This window comes from Streptomyces sp. NPDC052107, from assembly GCF_040680215.1.
In the GTDB taxonomy this organism is placed as follows: Bacteria; Actinomycetota; Actinomycetes; order Streptomycetales; family Streptomycetaceae; genus Streptomyces.
In genome coordinates this window covers 1-16,332 of sequence record NZ_JBFAWG010000017.1, presented here as the reverse complement: position 1 = coordinate 16,332, position 16,332 = coordinate 1, and the positions used below count along the sequence as shown (strand labels likewise).

General features: G+C 67.6%; 15 protein-coding genes, 1 tRNA gene and 1 pseudogene. 12 read left to right on the top strand and 5 right to left on the bottom strand.

Features of this window, described 5'->3' with window-relative positions:
• Nucleotides 1-75 precede the first annotated feature (75 nt).
• Nucleotides 76-2,373 (top strand): transglycosylase domain-containing protein, encoded by a 2,298-nt coding sequence (locus tag AB0M27_RS20355; RefSeq protein WP_365723250.1) that lies wholly within the window; start codon nt 76-78, stop codon nt 2,371-2,373.
• A gap of 125 nt (nt 2,374-2,498) precedes the next feature.
• On the opposite strand, the gene AB0M27_RS20350 is transcribed toward AB0M27_RS20355, so the two are convergent.
• On the bottom strand, nt 2,499-2,966 hold the full coding sequence (locus tag AB0M27_RS20350; protein WP_365723249.1) for a GatB/YqeY domain-containing protein: 468 nt from the start codon (nt 2,964-2,966) through the stop codon (nt 2,499-2,501).
• A 132-nt stretch (nt 2,967-3,098) separates the two neighbouring features.
• Here AB0M27_RS20350 and AB0M27_RS20345 point away from each other — a divergent pair, with 132 nt between their 5' ends.
• The 3 genes from AB0M27_RS20345 (at nt 3,099) to AB0M27_RS20335 (ending at nt 5,057) form a co-directional block, all read left to right on the top strand.
• Entirely contained in the window at nt 3,099-4,025 is a 927-nt protein-coding gene (locus tag AB0M27_RS20345; protein ID WP_365723248.1) for a metallophosphoesterase, read from the top strand.
• 125 nt (nt 4,026-4,150) lie between these two features.
• Nucleotides 4,151-4,918, top strand: coding sequence for a Pr6Pr family membrane protein (locus AB0M27_RS20340; protein WP_365723247.1), 768 nt, complete (start codon nt 4,151-4,153; stop codon nt 4,916-4,918).
• 65 nt (nt 4,919-4,983) lie between these two features.
• Nucleotides 4,984-5,057, top strand: a tRNA-Pro gene (locus AB0M27_RS20335).
• A gap of 83 nt (nt 5,058-5,140) precedes the next feature.
• On the opposite strand, the gene AB0M27_RS20330 is transcribed toward AB0M27_RS20335, so the two are convergent.
• Entirely contained in the window at nt 5,141-5,833 is a 693-nt protein-coding gene (locus AB0M27_RS20330; RefSeq protein ID WP_365723246.1) for a site-specific integrase, read from the bottom strand.
• Between AB0M27_RS20330 and AB0M27_RS20325 the strand changes: the two genes are divergently transcribed.
• The 3 genes from AB0M27_RS20325 to AB0M27_RS20315 are packed head-to-tail and all read left to right on the top strand — an operon-like array spanning nt 5,829 to nt 8,587.
• Nucleotides 5,829-7,988: an RHS repeat-associated core domain-containing protein gene (locus tag AB0M27_RS20325; protein ID WP_365723368.1), complete on the top strand. Its 2,160-nt coding sequence runs from the start codon at nt 5,829-5,831 to the stop codon at nt 7,986-7,988. The two genes, AB0M27_RS20330 and AB0M27_RS20325, sit on opposite strands and share 5 nt — an antisense overlap.
• Nucleotides 7,946-8,128, top strand: a complete 183-nt coding sequence (locus AB0M27_RS20320; RefSeq protein WP_365723245.1) for a hypothetical protein — start codon at nt 7,946-7,948, stop codon at nt 8,126-8,128. Before AB0M27_RS20325 ends, AB0M27_RS20320 begins: the two co-directional genes overlap by 43 nt.
• A gap of 9 nt (nt 8,129-8,137) precedes the next feature.
• Complete coding sequence (locus tag AB0M27_RS20315) at nt 8,138-8,587, top strand: hypothetical protein (protein WP_365723244.1); 450 nt, start codon at nt 8,138-8,140, stop codon at nt 8,585-8,587.
• 203 nt (nt 8,588-8,790) lie between these two features.
• Here the strand turns inward: AB0M27_RS20315 and AB0M27_RS20310 are convergent, their stop codons facing one another.
• On the bottom strand, nt 8,791-9,216 hold the full coding sequence (locus AB0M27_RS20310) for a GNAT family N-acetyltransferase (protein ID WP_365723243.1): 426 nt from the start codon (nt 9,214-9,216) through the stop codon (nt 8,791-8,793).
• A 41-nt stretch (nt 9,217-9,257) separates the two neighbouring features.
• Nucleotides 9,258-9,614, bottom strand: a complete 357-nt coding sequence (locus AB0M27_RS20305) for a hypothetical protein (protein ID WP_365723242.1) — start codon at nt 9,612-9,614, stop codon at nt 9,258-9,260.
• 87 nt (nt 9,615-9,701) lie between these two features.
• Between AB0M27_RS20305 and AB0M27_RS20300 the strand changes: the two are divergent.
• The 5 genes and pseudogenes from AB0M27_RS20300 to AB0M27_RS20280 all read left to right on the top strand — a co-directional run.
• Nucleotides 9,702-9,848 (top strand): annotated as a pseudogene (locus AB0M27_RS20300) (IS110 family transposase); the annotation flags it as partial.
• 20 nt (nt 9,849-9,868) lie between these two features.
• Nucleotides 9,869-10,339: a hypothetical protein gene (locus AB0M27_RS20295; RefSeq protein WP_365723241.1), complete on the top strand. Its 471-nt coding sequence runs from the start codon at nt 9,869-9,871 to the stop codon at nt 10,337-10,339.
• Between the two features lie 581 nt (nt 10,340-10,920).
• Nucleotides 10,921-11,628 (top strand): hypothetical protein, encoded by a 708-nt coding sequence (locus AB0M27_RS20290; RefSeq protein WP_365723240.1) that lies wholly within the window; start codon nt 10,921-10,923, stop codon nt 11,626-11,628.
• A gap of 863 nt (nt 11,629-12,491) precedes the next feature.
• On the top strand, nt 12,492-12,950 hold the full coding sequence (locus tag AB0M27_RS20285; protein WP_365723239.1) for a hypothetical protein: 459 nt from the start codon (nt 12,492-12,494) through the stop codon (nt 12,948-12,950).
• Nucleotides 12,951-13,239: 289 nt separating this feature from the next.
• Nucleotides 13,240-15,894 (top strand): glycosyl hydrolase, encoded by a 2,655-nt coding sequence (locus AB0M27_RS20280; protein ID WP_365723238.1) that lies wholly within the window; start codon nt 13,240-13,242, stop codon nt 15,892-15,894.
• Between the two features lie 132 nt (nt 15,895-16,026).
• On the opposite strand, the gene AB0M27_RS20275 is transcribed toward AB0M27_RS20280, so the two are convergent.
• The coding region (locus AB0M27_RS20275) for an undecaprenyl-diphosphate phosphatase (RefSeq protein ID WP_365723237.1) at nt 16,027-16,332 on the bottom strand (306 nt) is incomplete at its 5' end.

Below are 16,332 nucleotides of genomic sequence, written 5' to 3'. Positions count from 1 at the left end.
TCGGCGTCCCCCTTTGCCGTGCCGTGATGCGGTCGCTCCTTCGGAACGTTCATCAGTACGGATTAGGCTGCCCCCATGCCAAAGAAGCGCTCGGGTGGTGGTCTGTCGCCAACGCAGCAGGCCGCCAAGTTCCTCGGAGTCAGTGTGCTCGCCGGAGCCGTGATGGCGGGCATCGCGCTGCCCGCGGCCGGCGCGCTGGGCCTCGCGGCCAAGGGCTCGGTCCAGAGCTTCGACGAGATTCCGGCCAACCTCAAGAGTCCCCAGCTCAGTCAGCGCACGACCATCCTGGACAACCAGGGCAATCAGATCGCGAGCGTCTACTCCCGCGACCGTACGGTGGTGGACCTCAAGGACATCTCGCCGTACATGCAGAAGGCGATCGTCGCGATCGAGGACGCGCGCTTCTACGAGCACGGCGCGATCGACCTCAAGGGCGTGCTGCGCGCCCTGAACAAGAACGCGCAGGAAGGCGGCGTCGCCCAGGGCGCCTCCACGCTCACCCAGCAGCTGGTGAAGAACTACTTCATCGAGGAGGCTGGCGACGACCCCACGAAGGTCGCCGAGGCCACCCAGCAGACCCTCGGTCGCAAGATCAAGGAGCTGAAGTACGCGATCCAGATCGAGGAGAAGCTCGGCAAGAAGAAGATCCTCGAGAACTACCTGAACATCACCTTCTTCGGCGAGCAGGCCTACGGCGTCGAGGCCGCCTCCCAGCGCTACTTCTCCAAGCACGCCAAGGACCTGAACCTCCAGGAGTCGGCGCTGCTGGCCGGCATCGTGCAGTCCCCGAGCCGCTTCGACCCGGTCAATGACGAGGCGGAGGCCACCAAGCGGCGCAACACCGTGCTCCAGCGGATGGCGGACGTCGGCGACATCTCCCAGAAGGAGGCCGACCAGGCCAAGGAGAAGCCGCTCGGACTGCACCCGAGCCAGCCCAAGAACGGCTGCATCACCGCGGTCAAGGGCGCCGGCTTCTTCTGCGACTACGTCCGCGACGTCGTCCTGAACGACCCGGTCTTCGGCAAGACCAAGGAGTCCCGGGCCAAGCTGTGGAACCAGGGCGGTCTGACGATCCGTACGACGCTCGACCCGCAGGCGCAGGACTCGGTGCAGGCGTCCATCAAGAACCACGTCTACCAGTCCGACCCCGTGGCGACCGCCGCGACCATCGTCGAGCCGGGCACCGGCAAGATCCTCGCCATGGGCCAGTCCCGCCCGTACGGCTTCGGCACGAACGAGACGCAGATCAACCTCTCGGTCAACTCGGACATGGGCGGCGGCGCCGGCTACCAGCCCGGTTCGACGTTCAAGCCGATCGTCGCGGCGGCCGCGATCGAGGGCGGCAAGTCCCCGACGCAGCAGTACTCGTCGCCGTACGAGATGACGTACCCGAGCCCGGTGCAGGCGTGTGACGGCAAGGTGTGGCGCAACGACCCGCGCAACCCCGCCAAGCTGACGAACGAGAACGAGTCGGAGCACGGCCCGTACGGCATGAAGGAGGCGACCGCCAAGTCGGTCAACACCTACTACGTGCAGCTGATCAGCGACATCGGCATCTGCCCCGTCACCGACATGGCGCAGAAGATGGGCGTGCAGCGCGCGGACGGCCGGGCGCTCGTCCAGGCCCCCTCCCTCGCGCTCGGCAGCCAGGAGATGTCTCCGCTGACGATGGCGAACGCGTACGCCACCTTCGCCTCGCGCGGCATGTACTGCACCCCGGTCGCCATAGAGTCGATCACGCAGAAGGTCGGCAGCGCGGAGAAGTCCCTCCAGGTGCCCAAGTCGACCTGCTCGCGCGCGATGTCGGAGAAGACCGCCGACACCATCAGCACGATCCTCAAGGGCGTGGTCGAGGACGGCACCGGCCAGCAGGCCGGCCTCGGCGACCGCCCGAGCGCGGGCAAGACGGGTACGACGGACGAGCGCTACGCGGCCTGGTTCGTCGGCTACACCCCGAACATGGCGGGCGCGGTCTGGGTCGGCGACCCGGCCCACAAGCGCCACATGAACAACATCACCATCGGCGGCGTCTACAACGAGAAGGTCTACGGCGGCCAGGTCCCCGGCCCGATCTGGCGCGACATGATGACCGGCGCGCTGAGCGGCAAACCCGTGGAGGACTTCAACCTGATCGACATCCCCGACGACAAGAAGGGGGATGGTCAGGGAAAAGGACAAGGGGGGAACAGCACGGGCGGGATCGGCGGACTGATCGGCGGACTGACGGACGGCGGCACGGTCAACGGCGGCACCACGGGTGACGCGACCGGCGGCGCCTTCCCGACACCGACCTTCTCCCTCCCGGGCAACTTGGTCCAGGGGCAGACGAACGGCGGCAGCAACGGGAACGGAAACGGGGGCTGGCGGGGGTGACCCCCCTGATGCGAGTACGGCGGCGGGGCCGCACCGCTCGGTTCGGCCGAGGGTGCGGCCCCGCCGCCGTCATATGTGCGTGGTGCCTGAGGTGCCAGTGGTGCTGAGGTGCCCCTTGGTGGGGGTCAGCCCTGGAGCAGCTTCTTCACCGCGGCGGCCACCCTGCCGCCCTCAGCCTGGCCGGCCACCTTCGGGTTCACGATCTTCATGACGGCACCCATGGCCCGCGGCCCCTCGGCGCCGGCCGCCTTCGCCTCTTCCACGGCCTGGGCGACGATCGCGTTCAGCTCGTCGTCGGACAGCTGCTTGGGCAGGTACTCGGCGAGCACCTCGCCCTCCGCCTTCTCCCGCTCGGCCGACTCGGCACGGCCGCCCTGCGCGAAGGCATCGGCCGCCTCCCGGCGCTTCTTCGCCTCGCGGGTGATCACCTTGAGGACCTCGTCGTCGGAGAGCTGCCGCTTCTCCTTGCCCGCGACCTCCTCCTTGGTGATCGCGGCGAGCGTCAGCCGGAGCGTCGAGGAGCGGAGCTCGTCGCGCTCCTTGATCGCGGCGTTGAGGTCGTCCTGCAGCTTCGACTTGAGCGTGGTGGTCATGGGGTCGATTGTCGCAGGTGTGCTGCCGTGAACGCCCGTTGATTTAAGGGGAACGCCCGTTGAGTCAAGGGGAAGCCCGTCGATCGAGACGGCCGGTCTCGTCGGCGTCCGCGCGTCTGACACGATGGACGCATGCGCGCGCGATACGGAGTACCCCTGGGAATCATGGCGGCAGGCGCCGCCGGTCTGGCGTACGCGGCGGGCTTCGAGGCCCGCTCCTTCCGCCTCCGACGGGTGACGGTCCCGGTCCTCCCGCCGGGCATGCGCCCGCTGCGCGTGCTCCAGGTCTCCGACATCCACATGGTGAGCGGCCAGCGCAAGAAGCAGCGGTGGCTGCAGTCGCTGGCGGGCCTGCGCCCGGACTTCGTGATCAACACGGGCGACAACCTGTCGGACCCCGAGGGCGTCCCCGAGGTCCTGGACGCCCTGGGCCCCCTGATGGAGTTCCCGGGCGCGTACGTCTTCGGCTCCAACGACTACTACGGCCCCAAACTCCGCAACCCCGCCCGCTACTTGCTGGAGAAGGCGAGCGGCAGGCACGGCCTGAACGGCAACCCGCCGGCCGTCGGCGTCATCCACAACCCGTGGGAGGACCTGCGCGACGGCTTCGACGAGGCGGGCTGGCTGAACCTGACGAACACCCGCGGTGTCCTGAAGGTCGATGGCGTCTCGATCGAGCTGACGGGCCTCGACGACCCCCACATCAAGCGCGACCGCTACGCCCGGGTGGCCGGCGGCCCCACGGAGACCTACGACTTCTCGATGGGCGTGGTGCACGCGCCGTACCTGAGGGTGCTGGACGCGTACGCGGCGGACGGTTACCCCCTGATCCTGGCCGGCCACACGCACGGCGGCCAGCTGTGCATCCCGTTCTACGGCGCGCTGGTCACCAACTGCGACCTGGACACGGACCGGGTGAAGGGCCTGTCCACCCACACGGCGGACGGCCACACCTCCCACCTCCACGTCTCGGCGGGCTGCGGCACCAACCGCTACACGCCGGTGCGGTTCGCGTGCCCGCCGGAGGTGACGTTGTTGACGTTGGTCGGGCGGGAGTAGGGCGTTCTCCGGGGCGGGGATGACTGGGGATGGACGCTGCGGGGACCGGGACTGGGGACCGGTGCCGTAACCCACCCGGACTAGGCCGAATCGCCGCGCCTCTCCCCCGCTCCTAGCGTGAGGCCATGACCGCCTCGATCCCCCCGATACCCAGGGACATTCCGGACCTGCCCGCGGTCCCGGGCCCGCCCATCCTGCTGCCTTCCCCCGTCCCGGCCACGGCGGTGGTGGCGCCGGTCCGCCGCCCCATGGTCGCGCTGTTCCGCCTCCTGACCGCCCTGGCCTCAGCGGGAGGCGTGGCCCTGGAGATCCTGCTGGGCACCCCGGCCGGCGTCCTGAGCTACTTCAGCGTCCAGGCGGGCATCCTGCTGAGCATCGTCATGCTCATGTCGGCATCGAGGGCCTGGCGCGCCCGCCGCCCCCTCCCCTCTTCCGTGACAGGCGCCACACTCCTCTACATCCTGATCTCGGCGCTCGTCTACCACCTGCTGCTGGCCCACACGACGCCCCCGTTCTCCATGACCGGCGCGACGACGGTCCCGGAGCGCTGGCACGGCTCGTGGGCGACGCTCCAGATCCTGCACACGCTGACGCCGGCGGCGGCCGTGCTGGACTGGCTGCTGCTGACACCCGCGGCCCGCCTGCACCTCCGCCAGGCAGCCGCCTGGCTCCTCTACCCCCTGGCCTACCTGGCCTTCTACCTGATCCGGGCGGCCTGCCTCGACCCCACGAACCCCTCCCGCTACCTCTATCCCTTCCTGGACGCGGCCACCCACGGCTACCGCAGCGCCCTGGCCAACGCCCTCCTCCTGGGCCTCGCGATGTACGCCCTGGCCGTCCTCCTCGTGGCCGTGGACCACACCCGCCCGACCCCGGTCCGCCGCCGCGTCTAAACCGGATTTCGTCTACAGCCACCAGTGGGCTAAAGTAAACGTCGTCGCCGCGAGAGCAGCGACATCGGGGTGTAGCGCAGCTTGGCAGCGCGCTTCGTTCGGGACGAAGAGGTCGTGGGTTCAAATCCCGCCACCCCGACGCTGGTCAGAGGGCCAATCGCATGATCGCGATTGGCCCTCTGTCGTGCTCGAGGGGCCAAACAGGGGGCCAAACGAATTTGATCAGGCCACCGCGTCGCTCTCTTCGTCGCCCTCCGCGTCATCCCCTTCCTGATCTTCGGCAAAGATGTCGTCCATCGCTTCGGCACCCTTGGTGATCACGGGCCGGAGCTGCTTCCGGTAGACCGCCTCAGTCGTGGCCTGGCTGCTGTGCCCGACCAACAAGGCGATGGTCTCCAGCGGGATGCCGTGATCAGAGAGCAGGGACACGAAGCTGTGCCGAAGCTCTCGCGGGGTCCACTCGTGCGGCTTCAGGTCGACGCCGGGCACCTTCGCAGCCCTAGCGAGGATGGCGCGGAAGTCGCGCCGGACGTTGGCCGCGTCCAGCGGTTCACCGCTCCGTGTGGTGAAGACGCGCCCGGTCGGGCTCCACTCCATCCCTCTCGATGCGCGCTCCTGCTTCTGCCACCGCATGTGCTCTTCGAGGACATCGACCACCTGCTTCGGCAGAGCGATGGTCCGGCGGCTCTTCCTGGTCTTGGTCTCGCCGTGTTTGCGCACCGAGCGCCACACCGCGACGTGCGGCGGGATGCCGTCCTTCGTCTGCAGGAACACGTGATCCCAGGTGAGGGGCCGCGCCTCTTCCGTGCGTACGCCACTCAGGAGCGACAGCACGAGGTAGGCGTACAGGCGCGACGGGCGCGGGGCCGAGACAGAGTACGCCCTTGACGCCAAGGGCCGTCCGGCGGCGATCACCGACGCTCTGGGCCACACCCGCACGGTGGCGTATGACGCTGCGGGCCTGCCCATCGCCGTGACGGACGAACTGGGGCATACGACGATAACCCGCCGCGATCCCATCGGTCGGATCATCGAGGTGACCGACCCTCTTGGCCACGCCACCCGCCTGGGCTGGACCACGGAGGGCAAGCCGTCCTGGCGTGAACTGGCCGACGGCACCCGCGAATCCTGGACATGGGACGCGGAGGGCGACCTCGTCACCCATACCGATCCAGGGAGCAACACCACCCACCAGACAGCCGCGCCCTTCGACCTCCCGGCTACCCGCACCGACCCGGACGGCACCCGGTATGCATGCACGTACGACACCGAACTGCGCCTGACCGGGGTTACCAACCCTGATGGGCGGACCTGGTCGTACATCTACGACGAGGCCGGCCGGCTGATCGCGGAGACAGACTTCAACGGGCGCACGCTGACGTATGCGCACAACGCCGCCGGAGAACTGATCGCCCGAACCAACGGCACCGGCGAAGTCATGCGCTTCACGCTGGACGCGTGTGGCCGGGTCATGACTCGGCAAGACGACTCCGGTGAGATCACGACGTACGAATACGGGCTGGACGGCGGGCTCCGACGCGCGGTCAACGCGGATGCCGAAGTGGCGTTCGAGCGGGACGCGCTGGGGCGAATCCCGTCGGAAACAGTCAACGGCCGACCATCGACCTTCGAGTACGACGCCGTCGGTCGTCGTACTCGCCGCGTGACACCGTCCGGTCTGGCATCGGAATGGGCGTACGACGCGGCTGGACGCCCAATGTTGCTGCGGTCGGAGGCGGGCTCGGTCGCTTTCATCTACGACGAGGCGGGGCGCGAGACCGAGCGACGGTTGGGTGAGGCGGTGAGGCTGACTCAGAGCTGGAGCCCGACCGGGCGGCTGAGCGATCAGTCATTGGTGTCGGCTCTGACCAGTGCGGGGCCGGAGCGCCTACTCCAGCACCGAACGTATGCCTACCGGGCCGACGGACACCTCACGGAGATCCGCGAACTGACCTCCGGTACGCGTCGCTACGATCTGGACGCCATGGGCCGGGTCACGGACGTGCGGGCACACGGATGGACCGAAACCTATGCTTACGACGCGGTCGGCAACCTGTTCCGAGCATCGGCCCCCGGCCATGACTCAGAAGGCGGGCGTAAGTTCGCGGGCACACTCGTCCGCCAGTCGGGACGCACGACGTTCGAGCACGACGCGCAGGGTCGCCTGGTCCGCCGGACGCGCAGGCTCCTCAACGGGCAGAAGCGCCTCTGGACCTACGCATGGGATGCCGAGGACCGACTGAAAGAGGTGGTCACACCTGACGGCGACCACTGGCTCTACCACTATGACCCGATGGGTCGGCGCATCTCCAAGCATCGTGTCGGCGAGGACGGTTCAGCTGCGGATCGCATCGACTTCTCGTGGGACGACACGCGCCTTGCTGAACAGACCGATACGGACGGCAGGATCACCACCTGGGACTATGAGCCAGGGACCCATCGCCCGGTCGCGCAGACCGACCGGCGGGCGTCGTCGGCCGAAACTTCGTTCCTCGCCCGACTGGCCAAGGAGACCAGCCCCGACAAGAGGCCACGTTTCCACGCCGTGATCACGGACGCCGTCGGCACGCCCATGGAGCTGGTCTCCCCATCCGCCGAACTTGCGTGGCAGTCCCGCACCACACTCTGGGGCACCAAGTTCCCCTCTGCCGCGGACTCTGAGGCGGCTGTGGACTGCCGGCTTCGGTTCCCGGGGCAGTACGCCGACGGCGAGACGGGCCTCGACTACAACCTATTGCGTTACTACGATCCCGAAACGGGCGGATACCTCACGTCGGGCCCAATGGGCCTCTTGCCTAACCCAAACCTCATGCCTATGTCGGCAACCCGGGGAGCGAGTCCGATCCGCTGGGCCTGTTCACGTGCAAGGTCGAGAACGCGCTCAAGAGCTGGCAGAGCCGGAAATACCAGTTCGGTAGCAATGAGTTCGTGCTCGACAAGAAGGGCATGGCGCATGTCCTGGAAAGGCATCACCCGGAATACTGGGACGGGCCTGTCAAAGCGAAGCAGTCGTTCCTGGACGGAAAAATGTCCGTCCAGGATGTGCAAGATGCCATCACGGAGACGCTGAAGCAGAACCGGGACAAACTCGTCTCGCGCGGTCCGATGGGCATGTATCAGATCGAGGGGCGAGTAAACGGCGTGGACTACGTCCTTGGCATCAAGAATGGCCGCATCGGCCAATTTTATCCCGGAACCCTCGACAAGTAGGCTGGCTACATGATCGACATCGCGTCCTACCTGCGCACCAAGTCGGGGTCGTTCGTCGACGTGGCGGAGGCAGGCTCTCCTCCTGCGGATCCTTCGTATGTCGAGGGGGCTATCGATATGACCATCAACGGCGTACGGATCCTGGACCAGGACCTCTGGGACTATGTCGACGAACTCTGGGCCTATATCAGCGACATGGTCCTGAAACTCGCGAACGAGGACGAGGCATCGACATACTTCCCGGATCAGCCGATCCGCTTGGCGTTCAAACGCCTGGGTGGCGGACTCGTCCTCGTGTCACTTACCTACGACGACGTCAAGCGGACCGTTTCCGTCGAGGAACGCGAACTCGTGGACGCCTTGCAGCGGTCCGGCACGGAATTCTTCACCAGGATGAAAGAGCTGCTTCCTGAGAACGCGCTGGGGTACGACGATGCCTTGACACGACTCACGGACTGAAGCTACCGACAGGAGGCCGGGGCGCCCGCTGGAGTTGGCGTGGGGGCCAGCTCACTTTCGAAGGATCCCTGTGATGGCGGGGCAGCACGAGATGGAACCAGCCTACCGAGCAGAGGACTTCGTCGCAGACGGAGCACTGCGGAACTCTTACGCCAGGCACTCTGCGGTGTGAGCTGAGGCTTCATCGATGCCCTTCCAGAGTCTCACGTCGTGCTGGTGCCGGTCCGGTAGACGATCTTCTCGTTGTCTTCCTCGAACCCGAGCGATTGGTAGAAGGTGCGCGCGTCCGAGTTCACCCGGTCCGTCATCCATTCCAGGCGGGTGCAGCTGGGGCGTGCAGTGGCGATGCCGCGCAGTTCACTCATCAGCTGGGCCCCGATGCCCTGCCGTCGCAGGGTGTCACGGACGTACAGCTCCTCGAGGAAGAGGGAGTGGGTGGAACCGGCGCTCGGCCAGAGGAACGAGTACGCGGCGAGGCCCACGATGTCGCCCGTCTCGTCCTCGACCACCAGGGCGGAAGCCAGCGGCGGCGAGCCGAAGAGCGCCTCTTCGACCTGCGTCTGACGCTCGTCGAACGGCTGGATGTCGGCATCGGGCGAAGCCGAACACTTCCTCGCCTTCGTGGCCATCGCCGCATCCCTCATCGGGCACCGCCGATTGGCCACCCTCCTCAGGGCCTGAGCTGGTTTTGCTGCACGTCGAAGCAGACCAGCCCCATCACATCCGCCAGGTCTGCCGCGTAGGCCGAGGCTTCCTCGGCCCAGCTCCAGCCCATCCCGAAGTAGATGAGCGGACCACTTGCACAGTCGATCAGAGGCCCTACTGACCAGGGCGACGTCTCTTCCTTGTCCTCAGTGATGTCGCACCATCGCTCAAGAAGCGCCGTGACGTAGGCCGCGATGCGTTCCGACGGAGGCTCCTCGGCCTCACCGTCGAGATAGCGGTCGTACAGGTCGTCGAAGACCCGGCCAGCGATCTTGTTGTTCGCCGGCCGCTCGCCTTCCCAGACAGCCAGGTCGTAGCTCATGCCCGGAGGCTCTCACACCGCACTGACAGACATCCGAGCCAGTCAACAGGACTCATAACAGCCAAAGGAAACGACGTCTTACTACCTAAGAAACGAGCCCAAGGGCACAAGCACATCCCCGCCGTCATCGCCCTCGCCCGCCGCCGCGTCGACGTCCTGTGGGCCCTGCTCCGTGACAACCGCACCCTCACCACAGCGCCACCCGCGAGTGCAGCAGCGGATCAAGCCGCCTGATCAGCCTCTACGATCCCGCAATGAGCTACGACATTTACTTCGTCAACCCCAAGCCAGGCCAGTCCTGGGCCGAGGCCATCGAAGAACTAGAAGCCGAGACCGACGACGCCGATCAGCTGGTCTCACCCGAGCTGCTCGACGCCTGGGACCGCATCGTCCCGCACGCTCGCACGTTGCTGGGTGAGGTCGACCTCTTCGAGAGCGGCGAGACCTGCGAGCTGAGCCATGACGAAACGGGCATACAACTCTCGATCTTCGTGGACCAAGTAGCGATCACCATTCCGTACTGGCACACGGGAGACAAGGCTGCACAGGCCCTCAGCAAGGCATACGCGCTCGCCGCCATCGTGGAACGCGAAACCGGCCTGCAAGCCTACGACCCGCAGGTGGAGCTACCGCTATCAGAACTGCCACCGCAGCACGGCACCGCCATCATGTCCAGCATCACGAACGCTGCCCGAGCGCACCTCGGAAGCGAAGACGCATCCTGACGACCCCAGCCGACACCTTGACCCGGTCATTAAGACTCCACCGACCTCAGTCGTTCGCCGACAGCTCGCGATGCATCAAGCATCGGTAGTCAAACTCACGAGCCCAAGAGGCCATGGCCTAATCCATCGTCATGCCTTCTCTGGGCGCGGCGGGTAGACCGCGCCCGCTGGCATTGGTCACCATCCGGCCTGGGCGAACCCTGCTGTGCGCTGCCGCGTTCGTGGGACAGCCACCGTTCACGTGGTCTCCTTTGAACCTACGACAGGGCACATGTCAAGCAGCGACTCGCCGACACTTCCCGGCGACCCACCACCACCGCGGGTGACTAGGCGCCAGAAGATCACCTGCAAGGGCTAACTGCGATTCAACTTCCCCTGGTTGCAAGGCCTCTGACGGCCCTACCAGCTCTACCTCTGAGTGGCGTAGAGGGCCTCTGCATACCCGATCAGCCCCACGAAGCCGAGATTCCGATTTGCTCGATATGACAGCAATAGGGGGCGTTAGTACGTTCAATCATGCACCGGCTGCCACAGCGGGCGCTGCTGTCTTCAGTCTCAGAGAGAGAACGAGCAACATGTTCATGACACATTCCCGCAAGATCGCCACGGCCGTCGCGGCCGCCGCGGCACTGACCGCGACTGGTATCACCTACGCCTCGGCCGTCTCAGCGCCGGTTCCCCAGTCCGCCCCGGCGGCTGCCATGGCGGCACCGCTCGGCGGTCCCAGCACCCCCAACAACACCGAAGGCAAGGGCAACGAAGGAAGAGTAGGAAGGGAGTTCCGCCCCCACTTCGAGGGCAGGGTCTTCATCAATGAGCGCGAATTCTCCGGCCACCCCGACGGCTGCATCACCGTCGTCAGCGGCCTGGGTGCCAAGACCTTCAACATCCGCAACGACAGCCGCAACGTGGTCGAGGTCTTCCGCGGGGCCGTCTGCGACAACGGCGCCCCCATCGCCATCGTCGGCCCCCACAGCTCCGCCGACGGCGTCTGCCCGAGGTTCAAGGACGAGGACGAGCACGAGCACGAGCACGAGAACTGCGAGGAGCGCGAGCACCACGAGAAGGGCGAGCACCACGAGAAGGGCGAGCACCACGAGAAGGGCGAGCACCACGAGAAGGGCGAACGCCACGAGAAGGGCGAGCACCACGAGAAGGGCGAACGCCACGAGAAGGGCGAGCACCACGAGGAGATTGAGGACGGCGTGAAGGTCAAGAACGGAGTCATCGCCAGCTTCCGCGTCGTCTGCCGCCACGGGAATGAGGGCGGCGGATTCGGCGAAGGCTAAAGCTAGCAACCGCCTGATGCACATGCTGGAGAACGCCGGCTCACCGGAATTGGGCCGGCGTCCTCCGGTCAGGAAGCCTGAGTGTCTAACTGAGTGACAACGCCCACGCACAACGGCGAACAAGTGCGGACGTCTGCGGACCATCAGCGCGGGTGAGAGCTACGCCGGTCCCAGGCGGAGTCCTCACCCAAGTTGCTTCGGGACGAAGAGGTCGTGAGTTCAAATCCCGCCACCCTGACGCCGTAGTACCAGGCCAGGGGTCTGATCCGCGAGAGCGGGTCGGGCCCCTGACTCGTTTACCGGGACTCTTGGGAGCCATTTGGGAGCCGACTTCGAAATCCGGCTCCCGTGCGACTCCCGCCCCTTCCCCCTGGACGCGACGCCGGGTGCATCACGGAAGCTGTCGAGCACAGGCGCGAGTGAGGTTCCGATCTGTCACCTGGTTCATAGTTTTGCGGACGCCAGGGGGGCGTCAGCCCCATGTCAGCTCGCCGGACGAGCAGATCTCGCGTTGATGGAGCGGGTCAACCGATGACGGTGCACAGGCGAGGCCGAGTCGCCTGCCGCTTGGGGAGGCAGCCTGATGCGCCCCCGACGGCCCTGTCGGCCGGCTCGAATTCCTCCTCCCACGGGTAGGCGAGCAGGCCTCGCGGGAGCCAGCCGTTGCCTCCTTCAGATCCCGGCGTGCAGGTGGGCCGCCCAGAGATAGGGGGATTTTGGATATCGATCACGGACCTTTCGCACGGTGTGGTGCAGAGCACAGGCTGACGCATCCGCGTCGAGGCCACCACCAAGCCGGTTAGTGATCTTGCCGAGCTCGGCGTAGAAATCCGCTGCCATACGCGAGGCCGCCTCGGATCACCGTGAACATCCCCGACAGGCGCCACGAACTCCTGGCCGACCTGCTGCTGGACGCCGTCCTGACCGAAGGCGCGGACGAAAACGCCGCGCAGGCGGCGGTCCGGACCGCCGAGCAGCGCGGTCGGCAACTGGGCGAGGCCGCGCGGGAGGAGACCCGCCCGGGCCGCCTGGGCCCCGAGCGCGGGCTGACCGTCTGCGAGCGGCTGCTGGACCAGTACGGCTACGAACCCGTCCGGGACACCCCCGCCCAACTCCGGCTGCGCAACTGCCCCTTCCACCCGCTGGCCGCGAAGGCCCCGGACCTGGTGTGCGGGATGAACCACGCTTTCCTCACCGGCTGCCTCGGCGGCCTCAAGGTCAACGGACTCCAGGCCGTCCTCGCTCCTGTGCCGGGGGAATGCTGCGTGCGGCTGACTCCGAGCGGCAACGATCCGGGGGACCAGGCGGCTCAGGACCGCTGATGCCGTACCAGCCGCCTGCCCCATCAGCGCCGGTTCGGTGGGCCCGCGACGGTAACGGAGAACCGGGCCGCCGCGCTGCAAGTAATGAGTGCGTGCTGTCGCTCGCGAGAGGTGAGATGGCGAACGAGGCTGTTTTTGACAATCGTTACGTTTGTCGGGCCATAAAGTCGCTGTAAACCTCTGGGGTTGAGGGAAGGCACGGAGGTACGGTTCCGGCGCTCGGCAGTAGGAGATCAAGTGCGGCCGTAGGGGCGGCTGCCACTTACGCCGAAGAAGCCGGAGACAGTCCATGCGTGTGTATGCCGCACGGCGCAGATCGCGCCGCGGGACGGAGGGCGGGGGGCGGTCGGCGTTCGCCGTCGTCGCCGCCGCGCTCCTGATAGCGGGGACGGGGCCCGTCGTCGCGTACGGAGTGGACAGCGACTCGGGATCCGGCCGCCATGACGTGGCGGGCGAGGAGTCCCACGAACTGATGGAGTCCCTCGACTCGTTCAACGAGCCGAGGCTCTCACCCAGCGGCCAGATCGCGCCGGGCGCGTACGCCGGCGCCTGGGCGCACATCAAGAACATGCCGGTCGCGTCCGGCAGTTGGAGCGAGGTCACCACCTCGCCGTACAACGAGGACGCCCTGCACTACCGCGACCAGTCCGCCTCCAACTCCGGTGGCGGCGCGGGCCATTCGGCCGGCCGTATCGCCGCCCTGGCCACCGACCCGACGCACCAGGGGGTCGTGTACGCGGGTGCCGCGGGCGGCGGTGTGTTCCGGTCCACCGACGACGGGAAGACCTGGACGCCGATCGCCGACCGGCTGCCCGCCCTGTCCGTGGGCGCCCTCGCGGTCGCGCCCGACGGCTCGCTGTGGCTGGCCACCGGCGAGGCGACCACCGCCTCCGACAACTACCTGGGCAGCGGCGTCTACCGGCTCGCGGACCCGGTCACCGGCTCCTTCAGCGAGAGCGACAAGGTGGGCGGCACCGAGCTGGACTCCAGCTCCATCCACACCCTCACCTTCGACAAGGCCGCCGGGTACGTCTTCGCGGCCTCCTCGCACGGCGTCTTCCGGCGCCCGCTGTCCGCCGGGCAGGACGCCGCCTGGTCCAAGGTCCTCGCACCCTGCGCGGGCATCGGCATCAACGGCGTAGGCTGCGGGGTGAACAGCCACTACGCCGACATCGCCAACGACATCGCCGTACAGCCCGGCAGCGACGGCAAGAAGCTGCTGGCCAACGTGGCCTGGCGCAGCGGCGCCGCCTACAACGGCTTCTACTACTCCGAGGACGCCGGCACCACCTGGAAGCGTGCCAACCCGACCGGCGCGATCAACCCCGCCGAGATCGGCAACGCCGCCTTCGCGTACGCGGCCGACGGCAGCAGGCTGTACGTCTCGATGGAGTCCCCCAAACTCCTCAACAAGACGTCCGGTTCCGGCGTGTACTCGGTCCTCGCGGGCGTGTACGTCAGCCAGAGCGGCAACGCCAGCGGCTCGTTCAAGCAGATCGCGACCTCCTCGTCGCTGTCGGCGAGCGGTTCCGCGATGAAGGTCAACGAGATCGGCAGCGGCTACCAGCCCGGCTCCCAGGCCTGGTACGACCAGGTCATCGCGGTCGACCCGAACGACCCGAACCACGTCTACCTGGGCCTCGAGGAGATGTTCGAGTCCCGCGACGGCGGCGCCACCTGGAAGGCGGTCGGCCGGTACTGGAACTTCGGCATGAAGTGCTTCTCGTACGACCCGGCGGAGAACTCCTGCGACGGCGACGTGATGCACTCCGACCAGCACGCCCTCTCCTTCTCGCAGTGGAAGGGCAGCACGCCGGAGGTGTTCGTCGGCAACGACGGCGGCGCCTACGCCCGCCCGACCACGCAGACCGCCGCCGGCTGGCGCAACCTCAACGAGTCCGGCACCCTGCGCGACCTGCAGTACTACTCGGTGCGCGCGGGCAGGATGACCGACGGCAGCGGCGACGCCGTCTGGGGCGGCCTGCAGGACAACGGCGTCTCGCTGCTCGCGCCCAAGGGCGCCACCTACCAGGGGCAGCGGCTCAACCCGAACGGCGAGATGGTCTCCCCGTTCGGCGGTGACGGCGGCGACCAGCTGGTCAACCCGGACAACGGCTGCCAGACCGTCGGCGAGTACGTCGACCTGGCGCTGCAGATCACGAACAACTGCGGCTACACCGCGAGCGACGACGGCGCCGAGGACGTGATCACGGACATCGCGCCCGGCGACCCGGGAGCCCGCTTCATCGCCCCGTTCAGCGCGGACGAGACCGACCCGAACGGCCTGTGGGTCGCGGGCGGCCAGTACGTCTGGGGCAACACCAAGACCTGGAAGAGCACCTCCGGCGCCGACTGGACCAAGCTGTACGACCTGGGCGCCGGCCACTCCGCCTCGGCGGTCGCCAGCCGCGGCCACGTGACGTGGGCGGCCTGGTGCGGACCCTGCTCCGCGGTCGACGGGACCTTCGGGCGGGGCATCGCCACCAACTACGGCGGCAGCTGGCACCAGGTGAGCCTGCCCGCCGCCTTCCCCAACCGCTACGTCTCCGGTCTGGCCATCGACCCGTCCGACGCCTCCGGCAAGACGGTCTACGCGGTGGTCAACGGCTTCTCGCGGCACTGGAACGAGGGCCCCGGCGCCGGCTACGGCCACGTCTGGAAGACCACCGACGGCGGTACGACCTGGGCGGACGTCAGCGGTGACCCCGCCGCCTCGGACTCCTTCCCGGACGCCCCGGCCAACGCGGCGCTGATCACCAAGAGCGGCACCCTGGTGGTCGCCACCGACCTGGGCGTGTTCACCAGCACCTCGGCGGGCCACTGGGCGCGCCTGGGCACGACCCTGCCCACCGCGCCGGCGGTCTACCTCTCGCCGAGCCCGGACGGCAGCCAGGTGTACGTGGCCACGCATGGCCGCGGCATCTGGAAGACCCGGACGCCGTAACACCGGCGGCAGCGCAGGGGCCCCGGACCACTCGGTCCGGGGCCCCTTCCGTGTACGGGCCGGCGCCTCACGCCACCCGGAAGTCGGCCGTCATCGCCACCCGGGCCGGACGGCGTGCGGCGGCCGGTCCGGTCAGGCGCTGAGTACTCCAGTGGCCAGCAGGCCCAGCAGGCCCGCGCCGATGAGGATGCGGTAGATCACGAACGCGTTGAAGGAGTGCTTGGCGACGAACTTCAGCAGCCAGGCGATGGAGGCGTAGGCGACCACGAAGGAGACGGCGGTGCCCACGGCGAGCGGGACGGCGCCGACTCCGGCGCCCACGGCGTCCTTCAGCTCGTACAGGCCCGCGCCGGTCAGGGCCGGGATGCCGAGGAAGAAGGACAGCCGGGTGGCGGCGACACGGTCGAGGTCCAGGATGAGCGCCGTGGACATGGTGGC

Coding starts and splice junctions, on each gene's coding strand:
- AB0M27_RS20340 (WP_365723247.1), top strand. CDS start 4,151: ATGACCGCCTCGATCCCCCCGATACCCAGGGACATTCCGGACCTGCCC.
- AB0M27_RS20350 (WP_365723249.1), bottom strand. CDS start 2,966: ATGACCACCACGCTCAAGTCGAAGCTGCAGGACGACCTCAACGCCGCG.
- AB0M27_RS20280 (WP_365723238.1), top strand. CDS start 13,240: ATGCGTGTGTATGCCGCACGGCGCAGATCGCGCCGCGGGACGGAGGGC.
- AB0M27_RS20355 (WP_365723250.1), top strand. CDS start 76: ATGCCAAAGAAGCGCTCGGGTGGTGGTCTGTCGCCAACGCAGCAGGCC.
- AB0M27_RS20310 (WP_365723243.1), bottom strand. CDS start 9,216: ATGGCCACGAAGGCGAGGAAGTGTTCGGCTTCGCCCGATGCCGACATC.
- AB0M27_RS20315 (WP_365723244.1), top strand. CDS start 8,138: ATGATCGACATCGCGTCCTACCTGCGCACCAAGTCGGGGTCGTTCGTC.
- AB0M27_RS20320 (WP_365723245.1), top strand. CDS start 7,946: ATGTCCGTCCAGGATGTGCAAGATGCCATCACGGAGACGCTGAAGCAG.
- AB0M27_RS20345 (WP_365723248.1), top strand. CDS start 3,099: ATGCGCGCGCGATACGGAGTACCCCTGGGAATCATGGCGGCAGGCGCC.
- AB0M27_RS20295 (WP_365723241.1), top strand. CDS start 9,869: ATGAGCTACGACATTTACTTCGTCAACCCCAAGCCAGGCCAGTCCTGG.
- AB0M27_RS20290 (WP_365723240.1), top strand. CDS start 10,921: ATGACACATTCCCGCAAGATCGCCACGGCCGTCGCGGCCGCCGCGGCA.
- AB0M27_RS20305 (WP_365723242.1), bottom strand. CDS start 9,614: ATGAGCTACGACCTGGCTGTCTGGGAAGGCGAGCGGCCGGCGAACAAC.